Consider the following 16,717-nt stretch of genomic DNA (forward strand, 5'->3'; position numbering starts at 1 on the left):
ATGACTGCCATTGAGACTGAAACTTCCCGTTCCGCGCCGGTGACCACGGTGGAGCATGTCCTGACGCTGGACTGCCAGGAGTCGCCGGGCATCGTCCACGCTGTGTCCGGCTTCCTGCTGGAGCACGGCTGCGACATCATCGACAACCAGCAGTTCGGCGAGCGTTCCGAGAAGCACTTCTTTATGCGGGTGCATTTCGTGTCCGACGGCGATGCCTCCACCGTGGACACCCTGCGGACCGCGTTCGGTCCCGTTGCGGAGAAGTTTGGGATGCGCTGGCGGCTGGAGCCGCACGGCTCCAAGCGGCGCGTGCTGATCATGGTGTCCAAGTTCGGGCACTGCCTCAACGACCTCCTGTTCCGGGCGCGGATCGGCGAACTGCCGGTGGACGTGGTGGCCGTGGTGTCCAACCATACGGACCACCAGGCTTTGGTGGAGTGGCACGGGATCCCGTTCTTCCACGTGCCCGTCACCGCCGACACCAAGCCTGCGGCAGAGGCGCGACTGCTGGAGCTGGTGGACGAGTTCGATGTGGAACTTGTGGTGCTTGCCCGGTACATGCAGGTGCTCAGTGACAACCTGACCCGCAAACTCGACGGGAAGGCCATCAACATCCACCACTCGTTCCTGCCCAGCTTCAAGGGCGCCAAGCCCTACCACCAGGCCTACGCCCGGGGCGTCAAAACCGTCGGCGCCACCGCGCACTACGTCAACAGCGAGCTGGACGAGGGTCCGATCATCTCCCAGCAGACCGTGGAGGTGGACCACACCTACGGGCCCGAGGACCTGGTTGCGGCCGGCCGCGACACCGAGTGCAAGGCCCTGTCCAACGCGGTCCGCTGGCACTGCGAGGGCCGGGTCATCCTGCAGGGCAACCGCACGGTGGTCCTCCGCTGACCCGCCCTCCCCATCCGATCCTCTCTCACTTAATGCGGGGTTCCGGGCGATCCTCTCTCACTTAACGCGGGTTTTGACGGGACGCTCTCTCACATTCGGGGATCATTGCCGTAGCTGTTCCTGGAGCCCCCATACCGACCGGGGATCAAGGACTACAGTGGATGCATGGCTGCCAGCCGCAATCCGCTCGACGACCTGCGCGAAACCATCGGCCGCCTGGCCGATCAGATCAAGCTGCCCGGTTCTGAGCGCGTCGACGACCTGGTCGGCGATCTCATCACTGCAAGGCCCGGGCCGGCCCGGGCGCTGTCGGAAGTGCAGGCCGAGCTCGACGCGCTGGTCGGACTGGAGACAGTGAAGGAACAGGTGCGGGCGCTCGTCGCACTGCTCCAGGTCCAGGCCCGCCGTAAGGCGCACGGCCTGCCGGAGGTGGCCACGTCACAGCATCTTGTGTTCCTCGGAAACCCGGGCACGGGCAAGACCACCGTGGCGCGTCTCCTGGCCGAGATGTACCGCGCGGTCGGTCTGCTGCAGAAAGGCCATCTGGTCGAGGTGGACCGTTCGGGGCTGGTGGGGCAGTACGTCGGCACGACCGCCATCAAGACGGACCGGGTGATCCGGCGTGCGCTGGACGGCGTCCTGTTCATCGACGAGGCCTACGCCCTGGCCCCGGAGGACGGCCGGATGGACTTCGGCCCCGAGGCGATCGAGGTCCTGCTGAAGCGGATGGAGGACCACCGCCACCGCCTGGTCGTGATCGTGGCCGGGTACCCGCGGCTGATGGAGTCCTTCCTGCTTTCGAACCCCGGACTGCGCTCCCGGTTCGCCCGCGAAATCACGTTCCCCGATTACTCCGTCGACGCCCTCCAGACGATCTTCCACCGGATGCTGGCCCAGCACGAGTACAGGCTGGAGCCGGGTGCGGACCAGATGCTGCGCCGCATCTTCACCGGGCTCCACGCGGGCGAGGACTCTGGCAACGCACGGTTCGCCCGCACGCTGTTCGAGCAGGCGCTCAACCGTCAGGCGCTGCGGCTGTCGCGCGACGAGGAACAAAGTCTCGACGCGCTCGATCGTGAGGCCGTCATGACGCTCACCGCGGACGACATCGTCGAGGCCGCACTGGCCTTGGGCGAGGAGCCGGAACCGGAACCGACGCCGGTACCGGAGCAGCCACGCTGGTGGCGCTGGCTGGTCTGATCCCATCTGCGGCGGCAGTGCGGCTGTCAGGCGAACCCGGATGCCTGGGGGTGGTCAAGCCAACTGTTCCGAAGGGCCCGTTTGATCCGCTGTACTGCGCGCTGAAATTCGTCCGCAAGATCGTCCTTGTCGAAGACCAGGACGGTCCAGCCGGCGGATTCGAAGGCCTTATCCCGTCTCCTGTCACTGAGGATCTGCGCCTCCCCGAGGTGATGTCCGCCGTCGTACTGGATCGCAAGGCGGCGATGACGGTAGCCGAGATCGGCCGACGGCGACCGCGTGTCTCCGGCGCGCAACGGCACCTGGAGTCCGGGCTCCGGCAGCCCGGCGTCAGCGATGGCCAGACGAAGCAGCGATTCCGGCGCGGAGTCTGCACCCACACGCATCAGATCCAGCGCCTCACGGGCGCGGACGATGCCTTGAAGATTCGGGTGGCGGCCGACCAGCACCCGAAGGCCCGCGATGGTGTCATAGGGCTCCGTCCTTCCCTCAAAATCCACCCGCGGGATCCGGATCAGCTGGTCACCCATGCTGACCAGGTCATGGAGCGGCAGCACGCGTGCCAAGTCGAGCCAGGTGCGGGACCGCGTGCTCAGGCGGATGCCGTCGACAAGTTCGATCTCATCTTCGCGTGCCAGCACGGTATGGCCGAACACGCCCTTCCGGCGAACTGATGGCAGCGAACGCGGCTTGCTGAGGTGCAACTCCGTGGAATCGGCAAGCCACGGAGGCAATACCAGACATCGAAGCCGGGCCGCGGTCACATGGGAGATCCAGGCTCCCGGCGACGCGGCGGACAACACCCTGGCCGCGCCCTCCAAATCAAAGTCCCAGGCCGCAGGACGGTACAGGCCGCGGCCCACGTTGACCACATCCTTGCGCCGGAGCCTGCTTAGCGTGACGCCGGAAGCCATGGCTGAGCTGAACGTGAAGGGAGCTGTTGCCAACGGCAGGGGCAGAACTTGCTTTCGCATGCTGGCATTGTGCCCCTATACGGCAGCACGCTGCAGAAGTTATCCACAGGGCTGCCGTCGGGGTGCTGGAGGTGAAAGAGGGATGCCCGAAAACCCGCATCAAGTGAGAGAGGATCGCCGGAAAACCCGCATTAAGTGGGAGAGCGTCCTATTTGGGCTGCAGGGCGGCGAGGCGGGTGGCCAGGTGCAGGGCAGCGAGGCGGCCGGTGCCGCGGGGATCCCCGCCGCACAGGGAGAAGATGCGCTGCATTCGCTGGTGCATGGACTGCCGTTCAAGATGAAGGTCCCGCGCGGCCTGCGCAGTGTTGCAGCCGAAATCCAGCCAGACCCGCAGCGTCTCCACCAGCTGTGAGTGCCGCTGGGCGTCGTGCTCAAGAACGGCGCCCAGTTGCTGGCCGATGAAATCCCGCCGAACGGGCTCATCCATTGACCGGACCGCCAGGCGCTCCACGGCGAACGCCTGGGCGTCAAACACCCGCCGGGGAGAGATCGCTCCTGACCTCCCGCGCCCGACGTCGGCAGCAAGTTCCAGCGTGAGCCTCGCCTCGGACAGGGACCACGGGGCGGCCGCTATCCCCGACGCGGCAGGGCCGACGGCACTGAGAGTCCCCTCGGGCACGTCCAGCGACTGCAGGCCGTCCACGATCTTCTGGCGTTCCAAATGAGGATTGGCGGAACGGAGGACAGCCAAGGCGAGAAGCTCCGCGTTGTCCGCGTAGCTGGCGCTGTACTGCCCGCCCGGGTCCAAAAGGTGCTCCACGCTTCTCCGAAGCTCCTTGGAGGCTGGAGAACGGACAACCACCGCCACCACCCGCGCAGACACTGGAATTCCCGCGGCCGGACCCAGCTCCTGGAGCCGCCAGTTCTGCTTGCCGGAATCTATCGCCCGGATCAGGGCCGCGCCCGCCAGTTCCTTCAGCCCGGGAGGCATCCGCTGCAAAAGGGCCAGGGAAAGAATATCCACGGACCGGTTCCCGGCGATCCTCGCCAGGTTCACATCCGCGTCCTCGCGGACATGCAGGGTCAGCCGGGCAGATGGGATCCCACGCACCGGAACCTCGACGTGGACGGTTCTTTGGTGGTCCCGGGCTTCGTCCGCCGAAGCGACGTGCGCAGGTGCATCGGTGTCCCCTGCAGGTTCGGCGCTGGCCAAGGTGATCCCGGCTGTGGAAATCAACTCCACTTCCGCGCCCGTTGCAGCAGCAAGGACGCCCAGAATCCTGTCCAGGCTACTCCCGTGGGCGAGCTCCACCGCCATGGCGTGGCTGGCCTGGTCGGCCTGCTGCAACTGGGCGGCCGACTGGCTGACGAGCTGCGAGTTGATCGCCTCCATGACCGCCACGAAAGGGACCACGCGGCGCAGCTCGATCAACGGAAGCCCGGCTTCCTCGGCTGCGGAAACCATCGAGGAGGGGATGGAAGGCAGGACGCTTCCCGTCTCGACGGCGAGCGCCGCCACCCCGCGCCTGGCAAGGTCCCGAATGTAGCCCGTCCGGCGCTCATCGGAGGCCGCGGCTAGGGCTTGGCCGCCCGTAAGCAGCAGTTCACCGCCTCCGAGCAGCGAAGCGATGTCCAGGACTTCGCTTGAGTGGACCCAGCGAAGCTGCGTGCGGGGAACAGCGCCGGCCGCAGCCCGGACCACCGGGTCGGCAGCAGTGAGGGTGGGATGTTTCAACACATCCTCCAAGCGGACTGGCATGACACTCCGTCGCGTTTAATCGGAAACCTAAAGACACATTGTAGATGGTGCATGTGGCGCCCGACACATAATCTTGGAGAACTCCCATCCCCTCAACGAAGAGGCTTCGATGCAACAACAACCCACAACGCCAGGAATCGAGCAGTCCGTCCACGCGGAAGACGTCGAAGCCTGGCTCCAGCCAATCCCCGAGTCCCAGCGCACACGCAAAGTTTCAGGCCAGTTCTGGATCTGGGCGGGTGCCAACCTCGCACCGATCAACTGGGTATTGGGTGCCCTCGGAATCCACCTGGGGCTGGGTTTCGCGGACACCGTGACCGTCCTGGTGCTGGGCAACCTGATCGGCATGCTGCTCTTCGGTTGCTTCGTCCTCCTCGGCCAGAAGACCGGAGCCACCGGCATGGTCCTGGCCCGCGCGGCGTTCGGCCGGCGGGGCAACTACCTCCCGGCAGCCATCCAGGCACTCCTGGTCATCGGCTGGTGCGCGGTGAACACCTGGATCATCCTGGACCTGGTCATGGCGCTCTTCGGAACGCTCGGCTGGTTGGATCCCACAGCCCATAACTACGGCTGGAAGATCGGCGTGGCCACAGCCATCATGGCCGCCCAGGTAGCCATTGCCTGGTTCGGCTACAAGGCAATTGCCGCCTTCGAAAAGTGGACAGTACCGCCCACCATCATCATCCTGGCGGTCATGTCCGCCGTGGCCTGGTTCGGCATGAAGATCGACTGGGGCTACGCCGGCCCGGCAGGCAACATCCTGGAAGGCTCCGAGCGGATCGCCGCCATGAGCGCCGTCATGACCGCCATCGGCATCGGCTGGGGGATCACCTGGTTCACCTACGCCGCGGACTACTCCCGCTTCGTGAGCACCGAAGTGCCCAAAAAGAAGGTCTACCTCGCATCAGTCCTGGGCCAGTTCATTCCCGTCGTCTGGCTGGGCATCCTGGGTGCGAGCCTGGCCACCAACAGCGGCGAAATCGATCCCGGAAAGCTGATCGTCCAGAACTTCGGGGTCCTCGCCCTGCCGGTGCTGCTGATGGTGCTGCACGGCCCCATCGCCACGAACATCCTGAACATCTACACCTTCTCGGTGGCCACCCAGGCGCTGGACATCACTATCAGCCGCCGCAAGCTCAACCTGTTCGTCGGCGTCTTCTCACTCGCCGCCGTCGTCTTCTTCATCTTCCAGGAGGACTTCGCCGCAGTCCTCGACGCGTGGCTCATCGGCCTGGTGGCCTGGGTGGCTGCCTGGGGCGGCGTGATGCTGGTGCACTACTTCTGGATCGACAAGCGCTGGCCCGGCAACCCCGAAAGACTGTTCGACGGCGTCGGCACCAGGCGGCTCCCCGGCGTCAACTGGGCGGGAGTGACGTCCCTCCTGGTAGGCATCTTCGCCACCTGGCTGTTCATGTACGGGCTCGTTCCCGCGATGCAGGGCCCCATGGCCGTGGCCCTGGGCGGCTGGGACCTGTCCTGGCTGGCCGGCGGCCTTGCAAGCGCCGCCAGCTACGCCATCCTCGGCCCGAAGGTGCACCGCAGGTTCATTGAGCAGGCTCCGTCCACAACTGCCGCCCACCATCTGCCCACCGAACTGACAGGCGCCGCGGCCCAGCCCGGCACGCCCGCAGCCCTCTGAAACGCAGGATCCCACCATGACTGAAGCATTCCCCGACTCCGCCCACCCGATCACCTGGCCCGAGGGCAAGCGTGCCGCAGCATCCTTCACGTTCGATGTCGACGCAGAATCCTGCACCATCTCCCACGATCCCAAGAGCACAAGCCGCATGTCCCTGATGACCCACCAGTCGTACGGACCCAAGGTTGCCGTCCCGCGGCTGCTGCAGATCCTCCAGCGGCAGGACATCCGCGCCACGTTCTTCGTCCCCGGCTTCACGGCCGAGTGCTACCCGGATACCGTCCGGCGGATCGTGGACGCGGGGCACGAGGTGGCCCACCATGGCTACCTGCACGAGCCCATGAAGGGCATCAGCGCCGAGGCGGAGGCGCGGTACATCGACCGCGGGCTCGAGGCGCTGGCCAAGGCCGCCGGAGTGGAGCCGGCAGGCTACCGGGCGCCGTGGTGGGAACTGAACTGGCACTCCGCCGGCCTCCTGGCGGACCGCGGGTTCCTCTACGATTCAAGCCTGCTCGACGGCGACGCCCCCTACCGCTTCAGCGTCGCCCCGGGCGACTCCCGGGACATTGTGGAGATTCCGGTGGACTGGGCGCTGGACGACTGGGAGCAGTACGCCTTCTACCCGGGCGTGACAGGCAGCGGCGTCATTGAGAGCCCCGCGAAGGTCCTGGAGATGTGGACGCTGGAGGCCGAGGCCCACCACGCGCAGGGCAGCTGCTTTGTCCTCACCAACCATCCCTTCATCTCCGGCCGGCCCTCCAAGGCGGCAGCCCTGGAACGGCTGATCGAACGGGTCAAGGGCCTGGACGGCATGTGGGTGGCCACCATGGAAGAGATCGCCGAGCACACCCGCCGGACAGTCCGGGAAGTCCACACCCACGCCCGGATCGAGGTGCCGGGCTTCCCCGACACCGGCGCCAGGTTCACGCCGTCGGCCGTCCGCGAGTCGTGGCCGGTGGCTGCCGCCGGCTGAAGCCGCACAGAGCCGGACCGCTATGAGGAGTGGCCGCCGCCCGCCAGGGGCAGCGGCCATTCCTCCTGTGCAGGACGGCACTTAAAGGGCGCTGACGTGGGACGACTAAGTGATGGTTGACTCTCCTCCCCGCCAGGCCGAAGCTTTGGGAATGACAAACGAACCCGAAGTGCGGGCCCTCATGGCTGTTGTCGACCGGCTGGCGGAGCGCTTCCCCGAGGAACCGCGCTCCGTCATCGAAAACGTGGTCGCCGAAGAACACCGCGTCCTCGATGACGGCCCTATCCGGGATTACGTGCCGGTCCTCGTGGAACGGGCTGCGAGGCTCCGGCTGACCCAGCATTAGCGGACCTCGCCCTGTCGGCACTCCACTCGTGTCGGGAGCAGGTTGAACCGCCCCCGCGGCCGGGAGTCCGTTTCTAGGCCGTCTGCCGGTGATGGTCCGTTGACCGCATGCGGACCGCCACCACGACGCCGGACGCCCCTGTGACAGCGCCGACGACCGCGACCGCCGCGGGGATCCCGTAGGCGTCGGCGAGGACGCCGGCAAGGAGGGCTCCGACGGCGAAGCCGCCGTCGCGCCACAGACGGTAGATTCCCACTGAGCGAGCACGCCATTCCGGGTGTGCGACGTCGCTGACGGCGGCGAGCAGGGTCGGGTACACCATGGCCGTTCCGGCCCCGAGGAGAACGACGGCGGCAAGCCAGATCCCGAAGTCCTGGCCGACGGCGATCATCGCCAAGGCGACGGCCTGCAGGAGCATACCGCCGACAATCAGCCATTTGCGGCCGTATTTGTCCGACAGTGCCCCGGTGACGAGCTGGCCTGCGCCCCAGACCGCAGGGTAGACGGCGGCAAGGATGCCGATCTTCTCGATCGTGAGTCCCGCGGCGGCGAACAGGACGGGGAAGAGTCCCCAGGCGAGGCCGTCGTTGAGGTTGTTGACCATCCCGGCCTGGCTGACCGAAGACAGGGATCTGTCCCGGAAGCTGGTGAGGGTGAAGATTTCCCCGTTGCTCAGCCTCCCGTGGGCGCCGGCGTGGGCGGAAACGTGGTTCGCGGCCTCCAGCCGGGCGTGGTTCCGGGTCTCCTTCACAGCAAAGACCGAGAGGCCCAGGCCCAGGGCAATGTAAGCGGCGCCGAGCAGGAACGGACCCGGCCGCAGCCCGTAAGCGGCGGCGATGTACCCGGTGGCCAGGGCGGTGGCGGCCACGCCGAGATAGCCCGCCGCTTCGTTCAAGCCCATGGCAAAGCCGCGCCGGGACGGTCCGACGAGGTCCATTTTCATCACGACGGCGGTGGACCAGGTCAGGCCCTGGCTGACGCCCAGAATCACGTTGGCCGCGACGATCCACGCCCAGGAAGTTCCGAATATGAGCATCAGCGGCACCGGCAGCGCGACAAGCCAGCCGCCGACCAGGACCGGTTTGCGGCCGTAGCGGTCCGAGAGGGTGCCGGCGAAGTAGTTGGTGCCGGCCTTGGCCGCGCCGAACGCCAGGATGTAGGTGAGCGCGGAGGTATAGAGGTCCAGATGGAAGACCTGCCCTGCCAGCAGCGGAAGCACCGTGCGTTCCTGGCCGAGGGTGCCGCCAACAAGGGCGTTGACGGCGACCAGGAGCATGAACTGGGCCAGGTTCTGCCGCAGGCCCAGCGTGGTCACGTCCCGGATGCCCATGGCGCACGGTCCTTCCGTGCCGGTGGTGGACCGGCAATAGGCTGGCATTCCAAGAAAACGTGGAATAGTATTTGTTCCAGTATTACATGGATGTCTGGAGGAGTAAGTGGGCGACAAGGCAAGGAAATCTGAACTCTTCGAGGAGTTCGCCCGGGTAGGCAAGGCTCTGGCCAACGGCAAGCGGCTGGAACTGCTGGACCTGCTCAGCCAGGGGGAACGGAGCGTGGAAACCTTGGCCGCCGCCGCCGGGCTGGGGTTAAGCACGGCCTCGGCGCACCTCCAAACCCTTCGACAAGCCGGGTTGGTAACCACCCGGCGGGACGGCAACCGAATCCACTACGACCTCGCCGGTCCCGACATCCTGCGGCTCTACAGCCTGCTTCGATCCGTTGCGCAGGAGCACGTGGCCGGCGTCGAACCCAAACGCGTCGCTTATCTGGAACTTGGAGATCGCCGGGGAGATGAGGAGGAAATGAGCCGCGAAGAGCTCCTCGCCCGCGCCCGGGCTGGAACCGCAACGGTCCTCGACGTGCGCCCGAACGAGGAATACAACGCCGCCCATATCCCCGGGGCCATCTCCATCCCGCTGGAGGAGCTCAGCGACCGGCTGTCCGAACTGCCCGGGGACCAAGAGGTCGTGGCCTATTGTCGGGGCGCCTACTGCGTCCTTGCCTACGAAGCCGTGGCCCTGCTGCACGCAGCCGGCCGCCGTGCCCGGCGCCTGCACGAAGGAATGCTTGAATGGCGCATCGGCGGCCTGCCGGTCGAGGCAGGCTCGGCCGCCTAGAAAACTGCGCGCGCAGGCGCCTCCCTCGTGACCAAGGACCCTGTTCGCTGGACGCTCCACAGGCAATGGTGAAAGCAAGCAGCAGTCACAACTACAGAAAGGGAGGTCCGGGCATGATGTACGGATGGTACGGCGACGGGGGAATCGGCGGCTGGGTGGCCATGGCGCTAATGATGCTGCTGTTCTGGGGAGGCGTGGTGACGGTGGTCATCCTCCTGATCCGCGGCGGGCAGCCCGGCGCCTGGCGATCCTACGGGCCCCCGCACGACGATCCTGAGCGGATCCTCAACGAACGCTTCGCACGGGGGGAGATTGACGCCACCGAGTTCAATGAACGCCGCGCCGTGCTGAGACGGAAACCGTGAAAACCCGGTCCCTCAGGGGGCAGGTCCTGCTCGGTATCCTCGCGGCCCTTGTCCTGACGGCCGCGTCCATGACGGCCATAGTGTTCATGAACGGCGGGGTGGCACCGGGCGGTTACGGATTCCCTGGAACCTCCCGGTGCACTCCGCCCAGGCTCCCGGGCGCGGTCATCCATGTCACGGCATCCGATATGGGAGGCCCCATGATGGGCGGCCGCGGAATGATGCGGCGCAGCATGCAGCTGACCGCCGACCGGTCCACCGTGACGAGCGGCGAGGTGTCCTTCCTGGTCACCAACGCCGGCAATATCCCTCATGAAATGATGATCATCCCGCTGGCGGACACCCAGATCGCCGGAACCCGCCCGGTCGGCCGGGACGGGAAAATCGACGAGGCCGGCAGCCTGGCCGAGGCCGCCGCCACCTGCGCCGAAGGCGAGGGCAACGGAATCCTCCCGTCCGCTGCCGGATGGATCACCCTTGACCTGAAGCCCGGAAGATATGAACTGGTCTGCAATCTGCCGGGCCACTACTGGGCCGGGATGTACACCCAGCTGACCGTCACCTAAACCGGCAAACGCCCGCAGATGGCCGCACGTAACGGCGGCTGCGTGCGGTGACCGGAGCCGACGGCACCCGGATCGGCGGCTATCGCGTGACCTGTAACCGCGTAAAGGAGGGCCTGTGAGCAGCGCCGAAGTCGATCACCTCGTCGTCGCCGCGACCAGCCTGGAACAGGGCGTGGCCTGGTGCGAGGCCACGCTCGGCATCACGCCCGGGCCGGGTGGCAAGCACCTGCTGATGGGCACGCACAACCGGGTGTTCAGCATCGCGTCGGCTGCGTTCCCGGGCGCGTACTTCGAGATCATCGCGATCGATCCGGAAGCTTCGCCGCCAGCGCGCCGGCGCTGGTTCGGCCTCGACGATCCGGCACTGCAGCAGCGCATCGGCGATGCACCGCGCCTGGTGCACCTGGTGGCGCGCACCCGCATGCTCGGCCTGCACCGAGAAGGTCTCGTCAATGTCGGGATCGACCCGGGGCAGCCGCTGGCCATGTCTCGCGAGACGCTGCAGGGGAGGCTGGCCTGGCGGATCCTGGTGCGCGACGACGGCGCATTGCAGCTCGGCGGCGCGTTGCCGACTCTGATCCAGTGGGACGGCACGCATCCCACCGCGCGCATGGCGACCAGCGGCGTCGCGCTGCGCGAGCTGCAGCTGGGCGGCCTGCCGCCGCCGGTGCGCCAGCTGCTGGCGCTCCCGGGCGTGGCATATGCCGCGGCCCCGGCGCTGCGCGCCGTGCTGTCCACGCCGCTGGGCGACGTGACCTTGGACACGGGCTGACCACACCCCGTTACCACCGCAGCCGGGCTGCGGCGGGTCCTCAGCGAGCTCCACTCATCAGGGCTGCGTAGGCAATCCTGCCGGGCCACGGAAGACGTCCCGCGACGTTTCTTGACGCCGGGCTACGTCCTGTTGAGCGTTCGCGACCTTCCGTGAACGCCCGCTACGGGAATGATTGTGGCGCTGCCGGGTGCTCCGTAATCTCGTCTCAGCATCCGCCCCAGCAAAGGAATTCCCAGTGTCAGACCCCTCGAACAAGAGCCCCCGGAGCCAGCCAGGCTCCACCCGCATCGTGGCCGGACAGTCCGCCGCTCCCAAGCGTTCCCTCGGCCAGAAGATCGGGATCGGCGCTGCGCTCCTCGCCCTGGTGGGCGGAGGTGCCGCCGTCGCCGCGGCGGTGAACAGCGGCGGCACTCCCGCTGCCGTGCAGGAAACCGCCCCCTCCGGCAACCCCGCTGCCGAACTGAAGCTTGGCTACTTCGGCAACGTCACCCACGCCCCCGCCCTGGTGGGCGTCAGCCAGGGCTACATTGCCGGCGAACTGGGCGACACCAAGCTCAGCACCCAGGTGTTCAACGCCGGGCCGGCAGCCATCGAGGCCCTGAACGCCGGCGCCATCGACGCCACCTACATCGGCCCCAACCCCGCCATCAACTCGTACGTCAAGAGCGGCGGCGAGTCGATCAACATCATCGCCGGCGCTGCCGCCGGCGGCGCCCAGCTGGTGGTCAAGCCGGAGATCAACTCCGCGGCGGACCTCAAAGGCAAGACCCTCGCCTCCCCGCAGCTCGGCGGCACCCAGGACGTTGCCCTCCGCGCTTGGCTGGCCTCCCAGGGCTACAAGACGAACGTGGACGGCAGCGGCGACGTCGCCATCAACCCCACCGAGAACGCCCAGACCCTGAAACTGTTCCAGGACGGAAAGCTCGACGGCGCGTGGCTGCCTGAGCCCTGGGCCTCCCGCCTGGTGCTGACCGCCGGCGCGAAGGTCCTGGTGGACGAGAAGGACCTCTGGGACGGCTCGCTGTCCGGCAAGCCGGGCGAGTTCCCCACCACCATCCTGATCGTGAACCAGAAGTTTGCCGCAGACCACCCGGACACCGTGAAGGCACTCCTGAAGGGCCATGTGAAGTCGGTCGAGTGGCTGAACGGGGCAGCCGACGGCGAGAAGGCCAGTGTCATCAACGCCGCACTCAGGGAAGCCGCCGGCGCCGAGCTGAAGGCCGACGTGATCGACCGGTCGCTGAAGAACATCGTGTTCACCGTGGATCCGCTGGCCGGAACCTACCAAAAGCTCCTGGCTGACGGGGTGACCGCCGGAACCACCAAGCAGGCGGACATCAACGGTATCTTCGACCTGCGGGCGCTCAACAGCTTGTCCGGCGAGAAGACCTCGGCCGCGGGGCTCGGCAAGGACTAGGACCCCAACCAACACGCTCTCTCACTTAATGCGCCATCATGGCCAGCGCTCTCTCACTTTCCTTTAGAAAGTGAGAGAGCGCTGGCCGTTTAAGCGCATTAAGTGAGAGAGCGTCGCAGTCTGCAGGTATCAGTTAGGGATACTTGATCGGAGCAACCGATGATCCGGCCTAATCCTCCGCAGGCACCCCGTTCAGCTCAGCCCGGGTCGGCGGGTTTGCGCCGGGCCGGGACACCGTGACAGCGGCGGCCTTCGCTGCATGAGCCAGGAGTTCCTCCAGCCCCTCCGCCGGGAGTTCGCGCAGGTCCTTCCGGTTCTGGGCTCCGTCCAGGCCGCGGTCCACCAGGCCGGACAGGAGCGCGGCCATGAAGGAATCGCCCGCGCCCACGGTATCCGCCACCACAACCTTGGGAGCCGGCACCTGCGCCTCGCCCGCCCGGCACACCCCCCAGGGCCCTTCGGCGCCGCGCGTAACCACCACCATCGCCGGCCCCTCCTCCCCGCCAAGGGCCAGCCACTTGCGCGCCGATTCCAGCACATCCTGCCCTGGGTAGAGCCAGGCCAGGTCCTCATCCGAGGCCTTCACCACGTCGGCGAGGGACACGAACTTTTCCGCGTGGCGGCGGGCATAGTCAACATCGCTGATGATGCTGGGCCGGCAGTTGGGGTCGTAGCTGATGGTGGCGTGCGGGTGGGCGAATTCGACGGCGGCGAGCACCTCGGTGGCGCCCGGCGCCAGCATTGTTGCTATGGATCCCGTGTGCAGCAGGGTGGTTCCCTGCAGCATGAACGCGAGCCGGTCGGCGATGCCGGGGAGCTGCCAGGTGAGGTCGAACGTGTAGGTGGCGGCGCCGTCGTCGTCAATCAGTGCGGTGGCCACGCTGGTGGGTAGGTCATCCGGCCCCATGGGAAGCATCACGGAGCTGGCGCGCAGGTGCGCCGCGACGGAGTCACCGTAGGCGTCCCGGCCGTACCGCCCGATGAACTGCACCGGGTGGTCGAGGCGGGCCAGGCCCACTGCGACATTCAGGGGGCTGCCGCCTACGTGGGCTTCGATTCCGGAGGCGCGCTGGACAACGTCAACGAGGCCTTCGCCAATAACTGTGAGCATGCTCATACTCTGCCAGAGGAGAGGCCGGCCGGCACGTTGCTAAGCACGATGACGCTCAGCCCAGTGCAGCAGCTCCCCCACCAGCTCCCGGCACTTCGCGTACGCCTCCGTTGATGGATCGATCAGCGCGAAGTGGTCCCCCGGCACCGTGACCAGCCTCGCGGGAGCCGGCCCGGACCTGGCCGCCTCCACATAGGACGCTGACATGCCCAGCGGCACGTCGGCGTCGTCCGTTGCATGCACGGCATAGACGGGGACGCTCAGCGGCAACGCGGCCATCGGGTCCGCGTACCTGTGCCGGCCGGGGAAGTCCGACGACGGCCCGCCCAGCAGGTTGGCCACGGCACCATCGCTGAGGTTCAGTTCCTCCGCTGCCGCGAGGTTGAGCACGCCGGACTGGCTGACCACGCCGGCGAGGCGGACGCCGTCGGGGCTGGCGCCGTCGGGGCTGGCGCCGTCGGGGCTGGCGCCGGCCTCGCGGTGCTCGGCCTCCAGCCCCAGGCGGCCCAGGCGGTCCCGGGCCGCCGCCCACACTGCGAGATGCCCGCCGGCGGAATGGCCCAGCGCCACCACCTTGCCCAAATCAAGGGCGTGGGGCCCTGCGAGCTCCCGGAGCTTGTCGATGCCTGCAAGGATGTCCGAGAAAGTGTGCGGCCAGCCCCCGCCGTTGCCCGCCCGGCGATACTCGAGGTTCCACGCGGCGAACCCGTGCCCGGCAAGGTCCGCGGCCAGGGGCTCCCCCAGTTCGGCACCGTACTTTGACCGCCAGTAGCCGCCGTGGATCACCACCACCACGCCGCGGTGGGCCGCCCCTTTTGGCATTTCGGGAAGGAACAGTTCGCCCCACTGGCTGGGGTCATCGCCGTAGTGATACCTATGCCGCTTTGCCATCTGCCGAGCGTACCGCGCAGTGCATTGCCGGGCCTCAACACAGGCCATTGCCGGACGGGCAGCACAGTGCCACTCTGGGTGGACCTTACCTCCGTTCCACCGACCGAAAGGATCGGAAAAATGCCGCTCTATCTGTCAAGGTTCAGCTACACGCCGGAGACCTGGGGCCGGTTGATCAACAACCCGGAAGACCGGCGGAAAGCTGCCCAGGCGTACATCGAATCGGTGGGCGGAAAGCTCCATGGGTTCTGGTACGCCTTCGGCAGCCACGATGGCTACAACCTTTGGGAGGCGCCGGACAACGTGTCCATGGCGGCGGTGGCCCTGGCCATCAGCGGGGGCGGCGCCCTGAGTTCATTCGAAACCACGGTACTGATGAGCGTCGAGGAGACCATTGAAGCCCTGCAGAAGGCGGCCGAGATCAAATACCAGCCTCCGGGCGCCTGAGGACCCCGCCCGGCACGCCTCCCCTTCATCGACTGCTCCGTACCGGCCCTTTTGGCGCGTGAAAACGGCAGGTACGGAGCAATCGCTGGAATCGCAAGCCGGCGCCGGGCAACGCGGTGAAGGAGCGACGGCGGTGCGGGGATCACGGCCGGGCCTCCGCCGTAAGCTGGAACCATGCCGAGTCATTGGGACAGCCTGGATGCGAGCCTCCGCGAATCCGTGGAGCAGAACGTGGAGATCTATGAGCGGGTCCGCCCTGCCCTGAAGCTGGTCACCCGGGATGTCCTGCTGACGCTTCGGGACATGCTCAAGGACTCCGAGGTCACGCCGCTGTTCGTCACGGGCCGCACCAAGACCGTGGAATCGTTCAAGGAGAAGATCTCCCGGATCGAGCAACCCCTGGAGCCGGGCGCGCCCCCTGTCCTCAAGTTCCCTGACCCGTTCCGGACCCTGAATGACATGGTGGGCATCCGGGTGATCACCAAGCTGCCCGCAGAGAATGCCCTGGTGGCCAACATCATCAAGCACCAGCGGCAGCTCTTCGATTGCCGCGGGGACCGGGAAAAGGACATCGGCTCCATCGAATCGGGCACCTACGGGTACTCCAGCCGGCACCTGATCCTGCGCACCATCCAGAACGAGGCCGTCAAGGAGTACCAGTCGGTCTTCAACCCGGATGCCGTGCCCAACGGCAGCTACTTCTTCGAATGCCAGATCCGCACCATTTTCGCCCACGCGTGGAGCGAGATCGAGCATGATATCCGTTTCAAGGCCGAGGACCCGCGGGCCTGGACACCCCACTTCGACCGGCAGTTCACGGCCACGGCCGCCATGCTGGAAACAGTGGAGACCGCGTTCGCCGACCTGCACGAGCGCTACGAGGAAGTCCGCGGTTTCTGGGATGCCGACGGCGAAGGGGCGGCACCGCTGACGCCCAACCGGATCCGCGACGTGTGGCGCACGCTGCTTCCCCACGTTGACCGCAAAGTGGACGATGACTGGGGCTGGGCGGCGGAACTCCTCGCAGCCCACGGCCTGAACCAGACCATGCAGCTGGCCGGGCTGCTCAGCGCCAACCGGATCACCGAGGTCCGCAAGGCCTTGGACCACCGCTACTCCCCCGGTCCCGACCGGCTGCTCGACGACCTGCTGCTATGGCAGTACGGCACCAGGCACATTGACCTCACGGCAGAGGCGGCCGAGACCGTCCCGCACCCCCGGCGCGACAGCCTGATGCGGCGCCTGAGGCAGATCGAGCGATACCGGCTCACCAAGAAGTAGGGCTCGGCGCTCACTGGGA

General features: G+C 67.0%; 17 protein-coding genes. 12 read left to right on the top strand and 5 right to left on the bottom strand.

Features of this window, described 5'->3' with window-relative positions:
• Nucleotides 1–897 (top strand): formyltetrahydrofolate deformylase, encoded by an 897-nt coding sequence (purU, locus tag ACQ3DC_RS12610; protein ID WP_157239903.1) that lies wholly within the window; start codon nucleotides 1–3, stop codon nucleotides 895–897.
• Nucleotides 898–1,062: 165 nt separating this feature from the next.
• The gene (locus tag ACQ3DC_RS12615; protein WP_157239905.1) at nucleotides 1,063–2,097 is read left to right on the top strand and encodes an AAA family ATPase; all 1,035 of its coding nucleotides are present in this window, start codon (nucleotides 1,063–1,065) and stop codon (nucleotides 2,095–2,097) included.
• A 26-nt stretch (nucleotides 2,098–2,123) separates the two neighbouring features.
• Here the strand turns inward: ACQ3DC_RS12615 and ACQ3DC_RS12620 are convergent, their stop codons facing one another.
• Together ACQ3DC_RS12620 and ACQ3DC_RS12625 are read right to left on the bottom strand one after the other, a co-directional pair.
• The gene (locus ACQ3DC_RS12620) at nucleotides 2,124–3,071 is read right to left on the bottom strand and encodes a DUF559 domain-containing protein (RefSeq protein WP_430752381.1); all 948 of its coding nucleotides are present in this window, start codon (nucleotides 3,069–3,071) and stop codon (nucleotides 2,124–2,126) included.
• A 148-nt stretch (nucleotides 3,072–3,219) separates the two neighbouring features.
• Entirely contained in the window at nucleotides 3,220–4,770 is a 1,551-nt protein-coding gene (locus ACQ3DC_RS12625; RefSeq protein ID WP_430752382.1) for a PucR family transcriptional regulator, read from the bottom strand.
• A gap of 109 nt (nucleotides 4,771–4,879) precedes the next feature.
• Here ACQ3DC_RS12625 and ACQ3DC_RS12630 point away from each other — a divergent pair, with 109 nt between their 5' ends.
• The 3 genes from ACQ3DC_RS12630 (at nucleotide 4,880) to ACQ3DC_RS12640 (ending at nucleotide 7,728) form a co-directional block, all read left to right on the top strand.
• Nucleotides 4,880–6,409, top strand: a complete 1,530-nt coding sequence (locus ACQ3DC_RS12630) for a purine-cytosine permease family protein (RefSeq protein WP_430752383.1) — start codon at nucleotides 4,880–4,882, stop codon at nucleotides 6,407–6,409.
• A gap of 16 nt (nucleotides 6,410–6,425) precedes the next feature.
• A complete protein-coding gene (locus tag ACQ3DC_RS12635; protein ID WP_157239912.1) occupies nucleotides 6,426–7,382 on the top strand; it encodes a polysaccharide deacetylase family protein in 957 nt (318 codons plus the stop codon).
• A 151-nt stretch (nucleotides 7,383–7,533) separates the two neighbouring features.
• Nucleotides 7,534–7,728 carry a three-helix bundle dimerization domain-containing protein gene (locus ACQ3DC_RS12640; RefSeq protein ID WP_157239914.1) on the top strand — a complete coding sequence of 65 codons (195 nt, stop codon included), beginning with the start codon at nucleotides 7,534–7,536 and terminating at the stop codon, nucleotides 7,726–7,728.
• A 73-nt stretch (nucleotides 7,729–7,801) separates the two neighbouring features.
• Here ACQ3DC_RS12640 and ACQ3DC_RS12645 read toward each other — a convergent pair whose 3' ends face one another.
• Entirely contained in the window at nucleotides 7,802–9,058 is a 1,257-nt protein-coding gene (locus ACQ3DC_RS12645) for an MFS transporter (RefSeq protein ID WP_430752384.1), read from the bottom strand.
• A 106-nt stretch (nucleotides 9,059–9,164) separates the two neighbouring features.
• Here ACQ3DC_RS12645 and ACQ3DC_RS12650 point away from each other — a divergent pair, with 106 nt between their 5' ends.
• The 5 genes from ACQ3DC_RS12650 (at nucleotide 9,165) to ACQ3DC_RS12670 (ending at nucleotide 12,968) form a co-directional block, all read left to right on the top strand.
• Nucleotides 9,165–9,845, top strand: coding sequence for an ArsR/SmtB family transcription factor (locus tag ACQ3DC_RS12650; RefSeq protein WP_323057913.1), 681 nt, complete (start codon nucleotides 9,165–9,167; stop codon nucleotides 9,843–9,845).
• Between the two features lie 113 nt (nucleotides 9,846–9,958).
• Nucleotides 9,959–10,210 carry an SHOCT domain-containing protein gene (locus tag ACQ3DC_RS12655; RefSeq protein WP_157239918.1) on the top strand — a complete coding sequence of 84 codons (252 nt, stop codon included), beginning with the start codon at nucleotides 9,959–9,961 and terminating at the stop codon, nucleotides 10,208–10,210.
• Nucleotides 10,207–10,776 (top strand): sulfocyanin-like copper-binding protein, encoded by a 570-nt coding sequence (locus ACQ3DC_RS12660; protein WP_430752385.1) that lies wholly within the window; start codon nucleotides 10,207–10,209, stop codon nucleotides 10,774–10,776. Before ACQ3DC_RS12655 ends, ACQ3DC_RS12660 begins: the two co-directional genes overlap by 4 nt.
• A 115-nt stretch (nucleotides 10,777–10,891) precedes the next feature.
• Nucleotides 10,892–11,548, top strand: coding sequence for a VOC family protein (locus ACQ3DC_RS12665; RefSeq protein ID WP_430752386.1), 657 nt, complete (start codon nucleotides 10,892–10,894; stop codon nucleotides 11,546–11,548).
• A 238-nt stretch (nucleotides 11,549–11,786) separates the two neighbouring features.
• Nucleotides 11,787–12,968, top strand: a complete 1,182-nt coding sequence (locus ACQ3DC_RS12670; RefSeq protein ID WP_430752387.1) for an ABC transporter substrate-binding protein — start codon at nucleotides 11,787–11,789, stop codon at nucleotides 12,966–12,968.
• A 169-nt stretch (nucleotides 12,969–13,137) separates the two neighbouring features.
• Here the strand turns inward: ACQ3DC_RS12670 and ACQ3DC_RS12675 are convergent, their stop codons facing one another.
• Together ACQ3DC_RS12675 and ACQ3DC_RS12680 are read right to left on the bottom strand one after the other, a co-directional pair.
• Complete coding sequence (locus ACQ3DC_RS12675) at nucleotides 13,138–14,079, bottom strand: carbohydrate kinase family protein (protein ID WP_157239921.1); 942 nt, start codon at nucleotides 14,077–14,079, stop codon at nucleotides 13,138–13,140.
• Between the two features lie 39 nt (nucleotides 14,080–14,118).
• Nucleotides 14,119–14,970: an alpha/beta hydrolase gene (locus tag ACQ3DC_RS12680; RefSeq protein ID WP_430752388.1), complete on the bottom strand. Its 852-nt coding sequence runs from the start codon at nucleotides 14,968–14,970 to the stop codon at nucleotides 14,119–14,121.
• 120 nt (nucleotides 14,971–15,090) lie between these two features.
• On the opposite strand from ACQ3DC_RS12680, the gene ACQ3DC_RS12685 reads away from it, so the two are divergent.
• Both ACQ3DC_RS12685 and ACQ3DC_RS12690 read left to right on the top strand, forming a co-directional pair.
• Nucleotides 15,091–15,417, top strand: coding sequence for a GYD domain-containing protein (locus ACQ3DC_RS12685; RefSeq protein WP_157239925.1), 327 nt, complete (start codon nucleotides 15,091–15,093; stop codon nucleotides 15,415–15,417).
• A gap of 174 nt (nucleotides 15,418–15,591) precedes the next feature.
• Nucleotides 15,592–16,698, top strand: a complete 1,107-nt coding sequence (locus tag ACQ3DC_RS12690; RefSeq protein WP_323057919.1) for a GTP pyrophosphokinase — start codon at nucleotides 15,592–15,594, stop codon at nucleotides 16,696–16,698.
• Nucleotides 16,699–16,717 lie beyond the last annotated feature (19 nt).

Source organism: Paenarthrobacter sp. NEAU-H11, assembly GCF_050573415.1.
Lineage (GTDB): Bacteria > Actinomycetota > Actinomycetes > Actinomycetales > Micrococcaceae > Arthrobacter.